The organism is Chroogloeocystis siderophila 5.2 s.c.1 (genome assembly GCF_001904655.1).
In the GTDB taxonomy this organism is placed as follows: domain Bacteria; phylum Cyanobacteriota; class Cyanobacteriia; order Cyanobacteriales; family Chroococcidiopsidaceae; genus Chroogloeocystis; species Chroogloeocystis siderophila.
Genome location: NZ_MRCC01000003.1, coordinates 20552 through 37462 on the forward strand (window position 1 = coordinate 20552; position 16911 = coordinate 37462).

Genomic DNA, 16911 nt, shown 5'->3' on the forward strand with positions numbered 1-16911 from the left:
TTGCCAATTACCAGTTTTCAAGTCATTTTGATGAGATCCAAGTCTAAAGCCGCAGCAGCTTGTGCTAATTTCTCTAAATCGGTAGGGTCAGCAAAAAAAGGTAAGCAACCTAAAACGGGGATATTTGTCAGTGATTGAATTAATTCAGGCGGAGTTAAATCTTCAATTTCCTGTGGCGATCGCGCTTGAGTGCAATTGAGGACAATTCCTTTAAGCAAAACGCGAGTTTGTCGGGCTAACGCAACATTAGCAACAGCAGCGGCGATCGCACCTAAACGTACAGGAACAACAAGCACCGTAGGTAAGCGCCATTCGGCGGCTAAATCGGCGACAGTAAACTCGGAAGTTACAGGCGAACCTAATCCGCCTAAAGCTTCTACTAGGACAAAATCTCGCGATGCTCTTAACTGTTGTAACGTTCGCCAGACAATTGCCAAATCAATATCGCGGTTTTCCTTCGCGGCGGCGATGGGTGGCGCTAGCGGGGCTTCAAAGTAAAGTGGTGTAATTTCCGCGATCGATTGATTGAATGAAAATAGCTGCGAGTAAAGTTCGCGATCGCCAACTCCTGATTGAATTGGCTTCATAATTCCCAAGTTGCGGAAACGATTTCGCCAGTAAGCAGCTAATGCTGTTGTTAAAACGGTTTTTCCCGCCTCGGTATCTGTTCCTGTAACTAGTAATGCATTCACATCAATTCACTTAAGTAATGGGTAATTATAGTAGGGGTCAGAGATCAGTTGACAGTGAAGAGAATGTGGGAAAACTTTGTCAACTATCAACTTAGCGTGTTCGATGTCATAAGTATCTCTTCAATTGCTATAGGTAATGGGTAATAGATATTCTTGCCAATGATCAATGACCAGTAACTGGTTAACTTATTGTAAATTTTCGATGCCGATATTTACTGCAAAGTCAACATCTTCTTGTGCTGTCGGAATGACATCAATTTGATAATCACCAGTTTGCGATACTTGTGATTGCCAGTTTAATAAATTCGTAGCACCCTCGATGAGTTGTCCATCAGGATTGCGAATATCTAAGGTAACATCTCCCTGGGCTACCGCTACCGATAAGACTTGCCCTTCTTGTACGTTAACTAAATAACGCGTTATTTGCTGTGGTCCTGTGATACCGGATGGCGTGACAGTTTCTCCAGGATTTACCGTGATTCGTTCGGGGACGACAGTCGGTACGACTGTTGATGGTGGAGTTTCTGTAGGCGTTGGTGTGGGCGTTGGGATGACAGGATTTTCGAGTAAAACATCAAGCTGATAGCTGCTTTCTTCAATTCCCTGCACAGGGCTGAGTTGAATTGTATACTCGCCAGTAAACGGCAATGTTCCTTGATAGCGCGTTACCCTGCGGGCTAAGTCTTCAATCGGTGCTTGATTGGGTCCTAATACTGTTAAAAGAACGCCTTCTTGCGCGAGAGACGCACTCAGTTGTTGTCCTTGTTCGCCATTGAAGGTGTAATTTGCAGTCGCATTCGCTTGCAGCGTACCAGCAACACTCGCTGTCGCACCAGGTACGAGATTTAACTGTTGACTAAAAGTTGTCGGTTCAGGAGATGGTGTTTCTGTCACCGTTGGCGTTGGCGTCGGACTTTCGGGGACGACTGGAGAGGGAAACGACTGGGGTTCTGGGGTGCGGGTACTTAGAAAATAACTAACGAGGAATAACGAACCAAATCCGGCGACTAAAGCAACACAAATCCCTATTCCAATCACCGCCCAAGGATTTTCCCAGATTTCGCGTTTTCGTGGCGCGGGAATTACGGGATCAGTTTGCCTTGGCTGACGCGAATTTGAAGCAATTAAATCAGGGCGACGACCGACGGCGATCGTTTGAATTTGCGACACTTCGGGTGCGGTAGGTGCAGGGGAGTTTGATGATTTTGGAGATGCGATCGCCCTGCGTTGCAGATTGGGTAGTTGTGGATTTGTTGCCTGAAGATGATCGACAGCAGATAAAGCTTTCGCAACTTCTACAACCGATTGATAGCGATCGCCAGGGCGAATACTCAACATTCGGTGCAACACCGACGCAAATTCTGGGCTAACTGTTACCCACTGTTGCCAATTCCACGTCAGTTCCGTATCGTCAAATAATTCTTGCGGTTCTTTTCCTGTCAGCAGGACGATCGCCGTTACGGCTAAAGCATACAAATCGCTATTCGGGTAGGCTTTTCCTGTTTGTAGTTGTTCGCTTGGTGCATAACCTAATTTGCCTACTGTAGTCGGTTGTGATAAATTTTGTCCTGATTGAAACTGCGTTGCTAATTCTTTGACAACACCAAAATCAATCAATACAGGTTTGCGATCGCTTTCACGCAAAATAATATTATCTGGTGAAATATCGCGGTGAATAATACCACGCGTGTGTAAATGCGCAAGTACTGGCAATAATTGTCGAATCAACTGCAACACCGCAGCCTCCGAAAAAGTTTGCCCTTGCGCTTTGTGTTCTTCTAGTAAGTCGCGATAAGTTTTGCCTTCAACGTAGTCCTGTACGAGAAATAGACGCTGATCTTCTTCGAAATTGGCACGAAATTGCGGGACTTGAGGATGTTGAATTTGATATAAAGTTGCAGCTTCGCGTTGAAATAGCTCTTTTGACTTTTCTAAATGAAAACTATCATTTTGGTTTGGAATCAGTTCTTTCAGCGCGCAGAGTTCGCCAAAACGCCCTTGATCTTGCGCTAAATACGTACGCCCAAATCCTCCCTGACCCAAAATTTGAGTTATGCGGTAACGGTTTTGTAGTACACTTCCCAGTGGAATAGGTGGTTGCATCGTTTTTGATAAATCTTAAGCTATTCTTCAAAGTTCGACAGTTCACTTTTTAAGACCAAGTAATTTTACCTAAAAGGTCTCGGTCAACCTGCAACTTCGTAATAAGATTCTTTGCTGCTCGCTAGATTTGATTTAAGGAGTAACAATTATTCAGCATAGTTTTCAACACAGTTCGTATTCTAAGTCCTACAAGCCAATCATTCAAAATTCAAAAAAAATAGTTTAACTTGCTATTACTAAAAACATTATCCAAGCTTATAATTAAAATTCCCTGTGATTGTGCAATAAGTCACTAAAGCAGTGATGATAAGATTTCAATGAAGGTGCTCCGAGGGTCTGCCGTGCTCAGTTCTGCAACTTTGACACTTCAGTCAGCTCCTACTGCGGTTGCTGATAATAACCGTCTGCGCTTATTTTCTGGCTCTGCTAATGTACCGTTTTCCCAAGAAGTCGCTCGTTATTTGGGCATGGAATTGGGACCGATGATTAGAAAGCGCTTTGCAGATGGCGAACTTTACATTCAAATTCAAGAATCCATTCGTGGTTGTGATGTTTATCTCATTCAACCGACTTGCCATCCCGTTAATGATAATTTGATGGAATTGCTGATTATGATCGATGCCTGTCGTCGGGCTTCGGCGCGGCAGATTACAGCAGTTATTCCTTACTATGGTTACGCGAGGGCGGATCGCAAAACAGCGGGGCGCGAATCGATTACTGCTAAATTGGTGGCTAACTTGATTACTCAAGCAGGAGCCAATCGCATTGTAGCGATGGATTTACATTCCGCGCAAATTCAAGGCTACTTCGATATTCCCTTTGATCATGTTTATGGTTCGCCAGTTCTCATCAACTACTTGGCAAGTAAGCAACTTGCTGACTTGGTTGTCGTTTCACCTGATGTCGGAGGTGTTGCTAGAGCAAGAGCGTTTGCGAAAAAGTTAGATGATGCACCGCTGGCAATTATCGACAAACGCCGTCAAGCACACAATGTCGCGGAAGTGCTCAATGTCATTGGTGATGTTGAAGGTAAGACTGCGGTACTTGTAGACGACATGATCGATACTGGCGGTACGATTACTGAGGGTGCTAAGTTATTGCGCGAACAAGGAGCGCGTCAAGTTTATGCGTGTGCGACGCACGCTGTATTTTCACCACCAGCAATCGAGCGATTATCGAGCGGGATTTTTGAAGAAGTGATCGTCACTAATACAATTCCTGTTCCTGAAGATCATCGTTTTGCACAACTCACAGTACTTTCAGTAGCAAATCTCATCGGTGAGACTATCTGGCGCGTTCATGAAGATAGTTCGGTAAGTAGTATGTTTCGCTAAATAGAAAGCGTCTGAGGGAGAATTTATTACTCCTAATACTACTGCTAAATAAATTTTAAGCTTACTTCCTCTCAATCAGTATTGAGAGGACTTTTAGTTTATGTCACAATTGAGGAATCAAAGATTTTTCATACGAACGAATAGGCTCAAGTTTGTTTGCGAGTCTGTCAGATGTTATCTAATTTGTACCAAGACATTCACTTATTCCGGTTTGATGATAAAACTGAAGATGTATATATTTTGGCAGGCAATGACTTGCAAAATTTTGAAGAAATGAGCGTGTCTGAGTTAAGAGCATATGTATTAAAACATCGAGACGATCTTGAGGCTATTCGCACTCTTTCTCATCATCCTCATCTTAAGGAAAAAATAATGCCATCCTTAGTTGATGAAAAAAGTGTACCAATCGAGGAAAATATCAAGGCAGTAGAAGCAACTCTCAAGCAAAGAATAGAGCGCGAAAACTATTAGAGAATTTACTCAATTATTGTCTACTACTCTTATTCATAGATATTTTAAAAACTGCTCTGGTACTAGTTTAAATTCTCCAGTTTTAAACGCGTTGCTCTCAACCCAAAGCGCGGTTTTTTTTCGTTTACCTTCTTTAAAATCAAGCGTATCGATTTGATAAAATTTGGGATCGACAAAATCGCACTGATAAACGAAAAGAATTTCGTGTCCTGGTTTATTGTTGTAGGTAAACAAACTTTCGATGCAGTCGAGATAGCGAATGTTGGTGATTTCCGCTTGAATTTCTTCATAAAACTCACGTTGTAAGGCGTCGCGGCTCGTTTCTCCAAACTCAACACCGCCGCCCATTGCGCGATAAAAAGTTTCTTGTTTACCAGGGTCGTAGCCTTGAGAAAGAAAAACGCGTTCGATATCCTTAACTAATCCCAAAGCTAATACGCGAATTTCACCAGGTTTGTGCATTGTGTTTTAATTATTACTACCGTCGTAGATAAAGCTTGAACGGCTCTCGCTATCTTCTACTGTCCAGTCTTCATTTTCGCCGCCAATGTACAATGTCGCAATACTGACGTATTCCTGGCTAAGCTGCTTTAAAGCATTGATGAGAATATCCAGGGCGATCGCATCACTCGTGCCTAAGTCAAACCAACAACGCCCCCATGTTCCCTCATATTCAAATTCTCCCATATTGTGCATCAGTGCCATCAAGCTTTCATCAGCCGTTTGTTCGTCATAATGCATATAGCTGAGATCGAGTCCTTGCTCTTGCACTTGTAAATTTTCCGCGTTGAATGCGCCGAGTTTACCGAGATAAAACCAGGAGTTGAAGACTTCTTCGACATAGCGTTTCTCCATCTCAGATGGAACGGTAGTAAACTCTAGCCAAATCCACACATCAAAAGGATCGAACTCGCGGAACTGTACCTGCATCGTTTTGGGGTAAAAATTAAAGAAGGTTGACAACTTGTCTATACCAATCTTAATCAATTATGAAATTTGGAAAATTTTTGAGTTGGTAATTGGTAATAGAGTTAAAGTAGCTGGGTTGGCTACTGGCTTGTCTTATCAACACGAGAAACACATGATTAACTAGCACCGCTAACGCGTTGAACCGTTCTACTACGTTCGCGTTCAATTTGCTTAACTAAACTTGATGGAAGTTGGTCTTTTTTAGCGATCGCGCGGTCAAAGTTTTCCACGGCGGCTTTCAATGCGGACGGATTATTTTGCTTTTTGCCTTGTTCGGCAAGAATTTGGGCTTTGAGATAGTACAACTCAGGATTATTTGGAGTCGCTTGTAAAGCGCGATCGACGTAAGTTAACGCTTCGGTATATTGATCCAAATCGCGATAGCCAATTGCTAAACCGCGATCAGCTAAATACCTAGGTCCGGCAAATCTTACAAGTCTATCAATCGCTTGCTGTGGGCTGGAAAATGGCAAATTAACGGCTAACATCAAATCCATATAGCCCCGCAGAAGATTTAGTTCGGGATCGTTAGGCGCAATGGCTTCAGCTTTGTCTAAATATGCATAAACTTGTCGCAACTCAGATAGCGCTTGCGGTGTACCGCGAACTGTTCCTTCACGTACCAAAGCTGCTGCACCTTGTAAAAAGTGACCGACAGCAGCATACAAATTACCACGTAGGGGGTCTTGCGCGATTAGCTGTCTTCCCGCTTCTAAGGTGCGCTTGCCATAATTACCAAACGCATTTATGTCATCGTTTAAAGTATACGCCAATGAAGCTTTCATTGCGTAAGCTAAAGGTTCATTCGGTTCGCTTGTCTCGGCTTGATTGAGATAATTTACGGCTGCTTGATAGTTACCTTGCTCGAATATGGCTTTGAAAGCAGCTTCTGTATTATCGCCAATTTGACGCTGGTTGGTAGCACGAAATGGATCTTGAGCTAAAGTCGGGCTAAATCCCAAGCTAAGAGTGAGTAAAGTTGTACTTGCCCAAACAGCAAATGTGTGTTGTACCTGAGAAAACCATCTTTTGCGCATTTTCAACCTCCAGTCAATTGTGCAGCTAGGTGTAAGACTATCTCCCAATCAATTCCTTATCCCTAAAAAGTCAACGTAACAATGCCAGAATGAATTCAGTCCTGTTTGTGACAATTACAGCACAAGAACTCATGAACTTTAAACCATTGTTAGTGTTCCCTACAAAAGCAGAGTTTAATCAGAGTCGATAACAACTAGCATAAACACAACGCTAAAAGCCAAAGGCGAATAGCTCATAACTCAACTTGGTCTAAATTTTTTGGTAATCTTAACGGATGCTCTACCTCAAAAATCTTGTTTATCACCCTCCTGCAAGCCAAACAGCGATTCTTAAATCAATTGATCTGCAATTAGCACCTCAAAACTTAGGACTGATTATTGGTCCGAGTGGTTCGGGAAAAAGTACCCTACTAGAGATTTTATCTGGACTTGTCGAAGCAACATCAGGAGAAATCGCGTGGCGCGATCAAGAACTTAGTGCTGATTATCTACAACAACTAGGTGGATTAGTTTTTCAATTTCCTGAACGTCATTTTTGCGGTGGTACGATTTTGGAGGAATTGCGCTTAGGACATCCGGAATTAGGTACAGAAAGAGTGCGCCAAGCTTTACAAGAAGTTGGGTTAGAAAATTTATCTTTACAAGCTGCACCTCATGCGCTAAGTGGTGGACAGCAACGGCGTTTGGCTTTGGCGGTGCAACTTATTCGTCAACCGCATCTCCTACTACTAGATGAGCCAACTGCTGGTTTAGACTGGTCAATGCGGCGACAGTTAGTGAATCTACTTGCAAAACTAAAACAGTACTGGACGTTACTTGTCGTCACGCACGATGCGAGTGATTTATTAAGCATTGCGGATAGTTGTTGGACGCTAAATCATGGCGTGTTGGAAGCTGTACCAGATCCAGCTTTACTCGCAGTCAAAGCTAAAGCTACACTTGCAACTGTCGATAAAACCTCAGTTTACACGATTGAGGAAGCCTCAGAAGCAGGGTAGAGTGATTGAATAGCAACAAAATCTAGGCATGGAAACAGCACCAATGCTGCCGCAAATGTTGGATGTATGGCAGCAAATGAATTGGCAACCTACACAAGCGCAACAAGCAAAGTTTCAACGCCTTTACGAATTGATTTTGGCGGGAAATCGCCAGCTGAATTTAACCCGCATCACTGCGCCTTTAGAGTTTTGGGAGAAGCATTTGTGGGACTCATTGCGCGGAATTGCACCCTATCTCTCTACGCCAGAGACAACTATGAAAGTAATTGACGTTGGTACAGGCGCAGGTTTTCCAGGGATTCCTATTGCGATTGTTTGCGAGCGATCGCACGTCACTCTCCTCGACTCGACGCGCAAAAAAATGACTTTCCTCGATAGCCTAGTAGCAGAACTTGACATTCCAAACGTAACTACGTTGGTGGGTAGGGCTGAAAGTATTAACCAACTTCCGCAGCATCATCAAAGCTACGATGTCGCGCTGATTCGTGCTGTTGGTTCGCCGCATCTCTGTGCTGAGTATACCTTGCCATTTTTGAAGCCGAATGGCTTGGCAATCCTCTATCGCGGTCAGTGGACAACTGACGAAACTGAAGCTTTACAAACTAAGATTAAATCTTTGAGGGGTGTCATTGAGAAAATTGAAGAGTTTGTGACGCCTTTAACTCATAGCGTTCGGCACTGCGTATATTTACGGAAAATCTCCTGAAGGGGTTTGGCGTTGGGGTTTGGCACTGCCAAACCCCTTCCCATATTCGTTACGCTGTTTTGGTTGCTTGGGCTAATCGTTGATTAATCTCGTTCCAATTAACAACGTTCCACCAGGCATTGAGATATTCTGCACGGCGATTTTGGTATTTGAGGTAATAGGCGTGTTCCCACACGTCGTTGCCCATAATCGGATAGTTACCCTCTATAAAGGGACTATCTTGATTTGCGGTACTGGTAATTTGATAATTACCATCGCGAGTGCGAACTAACCACGCCCAACCACTACCAAACTGCCCTTCGCCAGCCGAATTGAATTGTTTTTTAAATTCTGCAAAGCTACCAAAATTTTGGTTAATCACTGTCGCGATTTGTCCGGTTGGTTTGCCGCCACCGTCAGGACTCATAATTCGCCAAAACATCGAGTGATTAACGTGACCGCCACCATTGTTGCGTACACTGGTGCGGATATCTTCTGGAACGCTGTTAAGATTGCTTAAGAGTTGTTCTGCGCTTCTACCCTTGAGTTGAGGATGCTTTTCTAGCGCCGCGTTCAAGTTTTTGACGTATGTTGCATGGTGGCGATCGTGGTGAAAACGCATTGTTGCAGCATCAATGTGTGGTTCGAGTGCATTGTATGCGTAGGGCAGAGGTGGTAACTCAAAACTGCCACTACCACTAGGAGATTCCGCTGCTAAGGCGGTTTGCAACAAGGCATGCGGACGCAATGTATCAATTGCAACTGCACCAGCACTTGCCCCTAAAAGAAATAATAAATTCCGTCGATTAAGAGTCATAAGTAATAAATGCTACTCAATTAATAATCAAAATTTGTTTGTTTTTTATTTTCGCAGTAACTGGTTATACCGTATATAAAATTGATAATATTCTTTACTCGGAATTGGCATAGAAAAGTAAAAACCAATGACGATTTATAGGTTGACAATCTTTAGTAGAAATGTTTGTAGTAATAATGCTTATTTAGATAACAGTTTGCCGCAACCTGAAATATAAAAAGTTGCAGAATGATGGTTTCAGAAATTATTGAGATAGGCATTGTCAGCCTTACAAGACATAATTGAGTTGCTCAAAAAGAGTGATTTTTATTGCTTGGATAAGCGTTGAATTGCAGCACCGCCTAATAATTGATGCGCTTCTTGCAAGATAGCAGGAATTTTTTCGGCGTGAGGACTATTTCTGAGACAATGTTGTAAATCGAGTTGGTTGATGTTGGCAGCATTTGCACCAGGAAACCAGCTACCACCGCTACCTAAGAGGTTGTAGCGCATTTTTGCATAGTCAACCATATCGTAGGCGATCGCTAAATTTCTTAACCACAGAATCACCGGAATATTCACATCGCCTGGCGTTTCGCTGTGTTTGGGTAAACCGACGTGCCAAGTTTTTGCCCAACTTTCGCCTAATGATGTGATCGCCGCTTGCTCTAAACGTGCCAAAATCGGTGGTAAAATCTCATCTGCGTGCTCGAGAAGTGCTAAAGTTTTTAAGTGTTCGTCAAAGTCTTGCGGACGTGCAGCACCGATACTTAATGTGTGGACTTGCGAGTGACTCAAGCAAAAGAGATTATTGAACACAATAGGACTGAAAGGATTGCACAAGTCTACAAGTTTTTGTGGTGGTTGATAAAGCTTTCCGCCTTTATCCGAGGGACTAATGATAAACACGCCCATGTCATGACGCGTAGCAGCTGCGATCGCCGCCCAGTTGTTTTGATTGATATAGTACCAGTGCAGGTTAACGTAGTCGAATAAATCGGTTGCGATCGCCTGTAAAATAATGTCTGTAGGTCCGTGTGTAGAAAAGCCGAGAAACCGGACTTTTCCTTGGGCTTGTAACTTTTGCACAACTTCTACACAACCGCTAGGGCGCACGCTTTGCTGCAATGATTCAGCATCGTTAATACCGTGAATTGCGAGTAGATCGACGTAATCTAGCCGCAAATTTTTGAGTGACTGCTCAAACTTTTGCTGAAATTCGCGCGTGTTGTCACTCGGATTAATTTTAGTCTGGACGATCAGTTCCTCGCGGGGAAGACTCGGTAGAATTCGCCCTAGCTGATACTCTGAAGTGCCATAACCACGAGCGGTTTCAATATGATTTATACCAACTTCTATGGCTCTACGGATTGTTGCTTCGAGGTTTTTCTGATTATTCCTCGGAATTTGCGATGCTGGTACATCTTGCCATTTAAATTGATAGCGCATTCCACCGCAGGAAAACACTGGCATTTGGATTTGCGTACGCCCAAATCGTCTGTATTGCATCATTAACTAGAAGCAAGGAGCGAAGCTGAGTAGTTAGTATTGGTTTTCCCATTACCAATTACCCATTACCTCCTTATTGTTACATTTCTTTTACTACTGGTTTACCGTCTTGAACTTCACCAATAAGAACTAAATCGGTTACACCGACAAAAATGCCATTTTCTAAAACACCAGGAATGTTGTTAAGTGTTTTTTCTAACTCGGCTGGATTGTCAATACTATCGAATCTGACATCTACCACCATGTTGCCTTGATCGGTGATCACAGGTCCTGCTTTTTTCACGCCCATACGCAATTCTGGTTTACCGCCGAGTTTCTCAATCGCCCGCATAACGGGAGAAATTGCCATCGGAATCACTTCAACAGGAACTGCAAAGCTAGAACCTAAGCGATCTACAATTTTGGAGCTATCGACGACAACAATAAATTGATCGGCGAGGTAATCAACAATTTTTTCGCGGGTATGCGCCGCACCGCCACCTTTGATGAGATTCTTTTGCGGATCGACTTCATCCGCACCATCGATCGCAATATCAATGTGGTCTACTGCATCGAGCGTTGTCAACGGAATACCATACTGTTTTGCGAGAACTGCGGCTTGAAAAGAGGTAGGAATCCCGACAATATCTTTGAGTTCACTAGACTTGAGGCGATCGCCTAAAAATTGAATTGTATACGCTGTCGTTGACCCCGTTCCTAATCCAACAATTGTCCCAGATTGTACGCGATCAGCAGCAGCTTTACCAACTTCCTGCTTCATCAATTTCACGGGATCTACGCCTGCGGTCATTCGCAAAACTCCTCAAGTAACATCAGCTATTGTCCATCTTACGTGGCAGCTGCGCGTTTCTAAACATGATTTTTTGAAAAAAACGATACGTGAAGCAATATTTTTTACTTACAAAATTCAGAAAATCCACTAGCCGCGTAGCAAGCATTAATACATAGTACATTTGAACTGCACTGATGCGATCGCGGTTACGTTATGACATATACGCATACAACTCAATTTCTAGCATTCATCGCTCATATTACTCACTAAAGTCCGCTGCTTTACTCAACCATGCTAAAAAGTTAGGAGTTAAAATACGACAACCCTGCGGTGCTGAAGCACTACTTCTGCGTACCAATCGAGTTGTAGGTGTAAAAACATCGCTGGGCGCTTTATATGCAACCTTTGTTGTTGATGCAACTGGTAGTCACCACTGGCTAGCGCGTCAATTAAAATTACCAATTACGTACTATAGCCCGCGTTTAATTGCCCGCTACGGTTACGCTACAGGAGAAATTTTCCAATCTTCACCCGCGATCGCCGCAGATAACTAAGGTTGGACATGGACAGCCCAAGTACGCCCCCAACTGTATCAATGGACGCGATTATCCTTCCACCAACCCATCGATAAACACTGGATTTCCCCACAATTTGCCCAACCGCAACTCATTAAAACCAACGCTGCCGACGTCACCTGACGCATCGTCGAACAGCCAGCGGGTAAATGTTACTTTCTCGTTGGCGATGCAGCATCCGTAATCGATCCAGCCGCATCTCACAGCGTCCTCAAAGCCATTATGTCCGGTATGATGACAGGACACATGATTACCCAAATCCTCAACCACACCCAACCCGAACAAGCTGCAACTCCAGCCTACAATCACTGGCTACACACCTGGTTCCACCACGACATCAAAAAACTCCAACAACTCTATGCCACCCTACCAACTCTTCCTCAATGGCTCTAATCCTTTGTGTTCTTTGCGTCTACCCTGCCCAAAGGCTACGCCAATATGGTTCGTTACACTATCATCGCCTGCTGACGCAAACTTGTAATCGTTGCGATCGCATATTCTCCCACGCGCTCAATCTCCTCCTCGGTATTAAACCGTCCAATTCCAAACCGAACCGATGCATAAGCTAATGTTTCAGAGTGTCCCAACGCCATCAAAACGTGAGAAGGCGCAGTTTTTGCCGAAGAACACGCCGCGCCTGAAGAAACCGCCATGACAGGCTGCAATCCGAGTAACAGCGCTGCACCATCCACACCCTCAACCGAAACATTCAAATTCCCTAGTAATCTTTGCGTAGGATGCCCATTCAGGTGAATTCCAGGAACCTGACTCAACTTTTGCCACAACTTATCCCTTAACATTGTCAAGCGCTGTGTTTCCGTTGCTTGTTCGGCTAAGGCAATTTCTACCGCCTTCGCGAATCCCACAATCTGCGGTGGATACAGCGTTCCTGATCGCATTCCGCGTTCGTGTCCCCCACCGTGTAATTGTGGCGCAAGTTGCACTCTAGGATTGCGCCGCCGTACGTATAATGCGCCAATACCTTTAGGACCATAAACCTTGTGTGCAGTCATTGATAATAAATCAATTTTCATCGCCTGCACATCTAGCGGAATTTTACCAATTGCTTGCGCAGCATCAGTGTGAAATAGAACATTGCGATCGCGGCACATTTGCCCAATTTCTGCCAAAGGCTGCAACACGCCAATTTCATTATTTGCTGCCATTACGGAAACTAACACCGTATCAGGGCGAAATGCTGTTTCTAATTCAGATAATTCGATTAATCCGTCTTTTTGAACTGGTAACAATGTAATTTCAAAACCAAGCGATCGCAAATACTCACACGGATCGAGCACTGCATTATGCTCAGTTTGTACAGTAATAATATGCCGTCCTTTTTGAAAGTAAGCTTCAGCAACTCCTTTAATTGCTAAATTATTCGCCTCTGTCGCCCCGCTAGTAAAGATTATTTCTTCAGGTGTCGCAGCAATTGCCTCTGCTAGTATATTCCGTGCTTGTTTAACCGCCGCCTCTGCTTCCCAACCATAAAGATGACTTGTGCTCGATGGATTGCCAAAGCGTTCTGTAAAGTATGGTAACATTGCGACTAACACACGCTCATCTACAGGTGTAGTTGCATGGTTATCTAAATAAATTGGGCGATGAACCATATTTCCTAACTTAATGCTTGTCTTATATTTTTTAATATACCGAGAACTTTATATAACTCATTTTCACACTTAAGCAGCGTCAACTGCTCAGATAGTGCATACTGAGGAATGTCTTGTTTAAGAAGCTTGAGAAATATAAATTCACTACCGTTTGTAACCAATCCGAATACCAGCTTTTCTGGATATGGGCTGCTTAGCATATAAGCTGAAGCTTGTGGTATTGCTGTAAATAAAGAAAACACAGTATTCTTTGATTCAATAACGAGTAGCCAAAATTGTTGCTTTAAGACTAAGACATCAATTTTAACTTTTGATATTTCTCCTTCATCTTCTTGGGGAATTTCTATAGATTCTTCAGATTCTTCTGTTTCTATATAAAGGAGAACGATAAAAACCTGCTAAGTCAAGGAGTGGTAATAATATTACCATTTTTACTAATTCTTCAGAAATCGGACGTTGCTTAGCAAGATTTAAGTAATTTGATTTAACTCTATCTAGATAGCATTTTTCTTGTTCAGTAGGTTCTACATAATGTTCTGATAAATATTCTGCAAAGAATTGTTCTTCATTAACGAGTTGGAAACAAAACTTTTCTTCTAAGTAAGCAATACCAATATTACGAGATTGAATAACTTGAATCATTTTCTTGACAAGAAAAAAATATTTTAATTTGTGTTATCTTTTAAAGAGTATGTTATGTACAGTTAAACTTTCATTAAGTATTGATATTTAAATTATAGAAGACATAGTTGAAATGAGCAAAAATATGCAGCGTGAATTTGCTAGCCGTGATGAGTTAGTTGCCTACTTACGCGAACAATTTCCAGAAGCAGCACGTGACAATCATATTTCTCAAATTGTGGGAGGACGAAAAGCCGCAGAAGCCGCATTAGAAAAAGTCGATGCAGCACAGTATGCTAAATCGCGAAATTTTTTAACAGGTGCAGTAACAAGACTTTCACCATACATTCGATATGGAGTTCTCAGTTTAGCTGAAATTCGAGACTATGTTTTGCAAAAAGTGAAACATCAAGATGAAGCAACAAAACTCATTAATGAACTAGGTTGGCGTGATTATTGGCAGCGATTGTATGTCAAGCTAGGTAATGGTATTTGGGAAGATCAAGAACCTTATAAAACTGGCTACAAAGTAGAAGAATATCAACAAAAATTACCCGAAGATATTGCGCATGGAACGAGTAAACACGTGTGTATCGATAGCTTTAGCCGCGATTTAAGGGAAATTGGCTATTTGCATAATCATATGCGGATGTGGCTAGCAGCATATATTGTGCATTGGCGGCGTGTGCGTTGGCAAACTGGCGCAAAGTGGTTTTTAGAACATCTTTTAGACGGCGATCCAGCAAGTAATAATATGTCATGGCAGTGGGTTGCAAGTACTTTTAGCCACAAGCCGTATTATTTCAATCGCGAGAATTTAGAACGTTACACCGAAGGAGTGTATTGTCGTCAATGTCCTTTATATGGTAGTTGTGACTTTGAAGGCAGTTACAAAGAGTTAGAACAAAGACTATTTCCTAAAGGAGAGTTTAGCAACAATCGTGGTAGTCAGAGTTGGCAACGGGGTAAGAAGGGGCGAGGGGAGGGAAAAAGTGATTAATGGGTTAGTAGCTAGTGGCTAGTGCGTGAGTTTTGAATTAAAAGAATTGTCTCAACACTCGTAACTCATCTGCGCCCTTGGTTCCTACCTTTGAGAGCCTCGGTATCTAATATCGCGTTTTAACACGTAATTCTTGGCAAATTGGGGGATATCACCGCGATGTCCCATGACGATGACTGTATCGCCTACTTCGAGTAGCATCTCGTGTTTGGGGTGGATCACCATTGTACCGTCAGTTTTTCGTAAGGCAACGACAATAAAGGCTCCTTTCCCTCTAATTTCGATATCACTAACGGTTTGATTTGCTAAGGGAGAATCCGCAGGAATGGTTAACTCGTCAACTTGTACGTCAATTCCTGCAAGCAGTTCATTTAAAGTATTACGTCCATCATCTTGCTGTAAAAAGTCCATTGATGCAGGATGTGTAATCATATGTGCCATTCACTCAGCACCGATCGCTGCTGGAAAAACAACTTGATCTGCTCCAGCTAAGCGGAGTTTTTTCTCGGTTGAAGGTAGTTCACCACGCGCAATAATTTGTAAATTGGGGTTAAGTTCGCGGGCAGTTAGGGTGATGAAGACATTAATCGCATCGTCAGGAAGCACAGTCGCTAGAACTTTCGCTCGTTGAATTCCGACACCGTCTAATACGGTTTCATCTGCTGCGTTGCCTTGTTTGACAAAATAACCTTTTGCTTCAGCCTTAGTAATGCGATCGCCACTGCCATCAATCACAATAAACGGTTGATTAACTCGTGCTAAGCGTCGTGCTAAAATTTCTCCAATGCGCCCAAAACCACAAATAATGACATGCTGCTGTAGCTTGTCCATTTTGCGTTCCCTGCGTCTAGAATGTAGCGCTTTATTGATTTCACCTTCTGTCACCATCTGCACGATACCGCTGACGATAAAAACCACCGACGTGTAGCCTGCAACAATGACTAAAATTGTAAATACTCGCAGTGCAGGTGAGGTAATCGGTCGTACTTCGCCATAACCTACACCAAAAATGGTGATGGCTGACAGATAAACGGCATTTAGTAAACTCCAGCCCGCAAGAACATACCCCATCACCGCAATTATGATGGTAGAGACAAACGCGATTGCTCCCAGAATAATATTCCTAAACGAGCTTTTCATTCAAATTGAAGTAAATGTAGCGTAATTCTCGTCTACCAGAGCAAAAAATGTGATTTCAAGCATCATCTAATCAATAGCAGCTAATGGCATAATTTTTTAGCTACTGCAAATACTCTTCTAGAATTTAATGAATCAACCGATTATTTGGGTACATGGCGATTGTCTCAGCCCATACAATCCAGCGCTAAAAGCTTACCCAGATGTTCCAGCGATTTGGGTTTGGGACGATGTACTGATTGCAGAATGGCAATTAAGTCTCAAACGCCTGACTTTTATTTACGAATGCTTACTCGAATTACCTGTAACAATCCGGCGTGGCGATGTCGCCACCGAAGTGGTTGCTTTTGCTCAAGAACACAATGCTAACCTCGTTGTCACTGCCGAAAGCCCTAGCCCGCGCTTCGATGCGATTTGTGATGAAATCGAAAACTCGATGTCATTAGAAGTGCTAGCTATCGAACCATTTTTAGATTATGACGGCTATATTGACCTCAAGCGTTTCTCTCGTTACTGGAAAGTAGCACAGAAGTATGTATTTCGGTAAAAAATGGTAATAGGTAATAGCAAAGATGATGTTGGTTACTTAAGGTTTCTAT

Annotated in this window: 19 protein-coding genes and 1 pseudogene; 8 read left to right on the forward strand and 12 right to left on the reverse strand. The window is 42.9% G+C overall.

Annotated elements, in window-relative coordinates:
- Window positions 1–17: 17 nt before the first annotated feature.
- Window positions 18–692 carry a dethiobiotin synthase gene (gene bioD, locus NIES1031_RS03520; RefSeq protein ID WP_073548139.1) on the reverse strand — a complete coding sequence of 225 codons (675 nt, stop codon included), beginning with the start codon at window positions 690–692 and terminating at the stop codon, window positions 18–20.
- Window positions 693–878: 186 nt separating this feature from the next.
- On the reverse strand, window positions 879–2795 hold the full coding sequence (locus tag NIES1031_RS03525; protein WP_073548140.1) for a serine/threonine-protein kinase: 1917 nt from the start codon (window positions 2793–2795) through the stop codon (window positions 879–881).
- A 317-nt stretch (window positions 2796–3112) separates the two neighbouring features.
- Here NIES1031_RS03525 and NIES1031_RS03530 point away from each other — a divergent pair, with 317 nt between their 5' ends.
- Together NIES1031_RS03530 and NIES1031_RS03535 are read left to right on the forward strand one after the other, a co-directional pair.
- On the forward strand, window positions 3113–4129 hold the full coding sequence (locus tag NIES1031_RS03530) for a ribose-phosphate pyrophosphokinase (RefSeq protein WP_015191018.1): 1017 nt from the start codon (window positions 3113–3115) through the stop codon (window positions 4127–4129).
- Window positions 4130–4285: 156 nt separating this feature from the next.
- The gene (locus NIES1031_RS03535) at window positions 4286–4600 is read left to right on the forward strand and encodes a DUF6888 family protein (RefSeq protein WP_407919479.1); all 315 of its coding nucleotides are present in this window, start codon (window positions 4286–4288) and stop codon (window positions 4598–4600) included.
- 33 nt (window positions 4601–4633) lie between these two features.
- On the opposite strand, the gene NIES1031_RS03540 is transcribed toward NIES1031_RS03535, so the two are convergent.
- From NIES1031_RS03540 to NIES1031_RS03550, 3 genes are all read right to left on the reverse strand, one after another.
- Window positions 4634–5062: an NUDIX hydrolase gene (locus NIES1031_RS03540; RefSeq protein ID WP_073548141.1), complete on the reverse strand. Its 429-nt coding sequence runs from the start codon at window positions 5060–5062 to the stop codon at window positions 4634–4636.
- 6 nt (window positions 5063–5068) lie between these two features.
- Window positions 5069–5530, reverse strand: a complete 462-nt coding sequence (locus tag NIES1031_RS03545) for a DUF3531 family protein (protein WP_015191016.1) — start codon at window positions 5528–5530, stop codon at window positions 5069–5071.
- A gap of 155 nt (window positions 5531–5685) precedes the next feature.
- Entirely contained in the window at window positions 5686–6606 is a 921-nt protein-coding gene (locus NIES1031_RS03550; RefSeq protein WP_073548142.1) for a Sll0314/Alr1548 family TPR repeat-containing protein, read from the reverse strand.
- 275 nt (window positions 6607–6881) lie between these two features.
- Between NIES1031_RS03550 and NIES1031_RS03555 the strand changes: the two genes are divergently transcribed.
- The gene (locus NIES1031_RS03555; RefSeq protein ID WP_073548143.1) at window positions 6882–7604 is read left to right on the forward strand and encodes an ABC transporter ATP-binding protein; all 723 of its coding nucleotides are present in this window, start codon (window positions 6882–6884) and stop codon (window positions 7602–7604) included.
- A 28-nt stretch (window positions 7605–7632) separates the two neighbouring features.
- Window positions 7633–8310 (forward strand): 16S rRNA (guanine(527)-N(7))-methyltransferase RsmG, encoded by a 678-nt coding sequence (gene rsmG, locus NIES1031_RS03560; protein WP_073548144.1) that lies wholly within the window; start codon window positions 7633–7635, stop codon window positions 8308–8310.
- Window positions 8311–8359: 49 nt separating this feature from the next.
- Here the strand turns inward: rsmG and NIES1031_RS03565 are convergent, their stop codons facing one another.
- The 3 genes from NIES1031_RS03565 to rpiA form a co-directional block, all read right to left on the reverse strand.
- On the reverse strand, window positions 8360–9106 hold the full coding sequence (locus NIES1031_RS03565) for a superoxide dismutase (RefSeq protein WP_073548145.1): 747 nt from the start codon (window positions 9104–9106) through the stop codon (window positions 8360–8362).
- Window positions 9107–9412: 306 nt separating this feature from the next.
- Window positions 9413–10594 carry an aldo/keto reductase gene (locus NIES1031_RS03570; RefSeq protein WP_073548383.1) on the reverse strand — a complete coding sequence of 394 codons (1182 nt, stop codon included), beginning with the start codon at window positions 10592–10594 and terminating at the stop codon, window positions 9413–9415.
- Window positions 10595–10673: 79 nt separating this feature from the next.
- Complete coding sequence (rpiA, locus tag NIES1031_RS03575) at window positions 10674–11384, reverse strand: ribose-5-phosphate isomerase RpiA (RefSeq protein ID WP_073548146.1); 711 nt, start codon at window positions 11382–11384, stop codon at window positions 10674–10676.
- 176 nt (window positions 11385–11560) lie between these two features.
- On the opposite strand from rpiA, the gene NIES1031_RS24155 reads away from it, so the two are divergent.
- On the forward strand, window positions 11561–11920 hold the full coding sequence (locus NIES1031_RS24155) for an NAD(P)/FAD-dependent oxidoreductase (protein WP_178378035.1): 360 nt from the start codon (window positions 11561–11563) through the stop codon (window positions 11918–11920).
- Between the two features lie 243 nt (window positions 11921–12163).
- Window positions 12164–12334, forward strand: a complete 171-nt coding sequence (locus NIES1031_RS24160) for a hypothetical protein (protein WP_178378036.1) — start codon at window positions 12164–12166, stop codon at window positions 12332–12334.
- A gap of 53 nt (window positions 12335–12387) precedes the next feature.
- Here the strand turns inward: NIES1031_RS24160 and NIES1031_RS03585 are convergent, their stop codons facing one another.
- The 3 genes from NIES1031_RS03585 to NIES1031_RS25405 form a co-directional block, all read right to left on the reverse strand.
- Window positions 12388–13554: a cysteine desulfurase family protein gene (locus NIES1031_RS03585; protein ID WP_073548147.1), complete on the reverse strand. Its 1167-nt coding sequence runs from the start codon at window positions 13552–13554 to the stop codon at window positions 12388–12390.
- A gap of 5 nt (window positions 13555–13559) precedes the next feature.
- Window positions 13560–13796 (reverse strand): hypothetical protein, encoded by a 237-nt coding sequence (locus NIES1031_RS25400; RefSeq protein WP_236738708.1) that lies wholly within the window; start codon window positions 13794–13796, stop codon window positions 13560–13562.
- 112 nt (window positions 13797–13908) lie between these two features.
- Entirely contained in the window at window positions 13909–14196 is a 288-nt protein-coding gene (locus NIES1031_RS25405; RefSeq protein WP_236738709.1) for a hypothetical protein, read from the reverse strand.
- A gap of 124 nt (window positions 14197–14320) precedes the next feature.
- On the opposite strand from NIES1031_RS25405, the gene NIES1031_RS03595 reads away from it, so the two are divergent.
- Window positions 14321–15175 (forward strand): FAD-binding domain-containing protein, encoded by an 855-nt coding sequence (locus NIES1031_RS03595; protein ID WP_218596654.1) that lies wholly within the window; start codon window positions 14321–14323, stop codon window positions 15173–15175.
- 84 nt (window positions 15176–15259) lie between these two features.
- On the opposite strand, the pseudogene NIES1031_RS03600 reads toward NIES1031_RS03595, so the two are convergent.
- Window positions 15260–16315, reverse strand: a pseudogene (locus NIES1031_RS03600) (potassium channel family protein).
- A 127-nt stretch (window positions 16316–16442) separates the two neighbouring features.
- On the opposite strand from NIES1031_RS03600, the gene NIES1031_RS03605 reads away from it, so the two are divergent.
- Window positions 16443–16859 (forward strand): hypothetical protein, encoded by a 417-nt coding sequence (locus tag NIES1031_RS03605; protein ID WP_073548149.1) that lies wholly within the window; start codon window positions 16443–16445, stop codon window positions 16857–16859.
- Window positions 16860–16911: the final 52 nt, after the last annotated feature.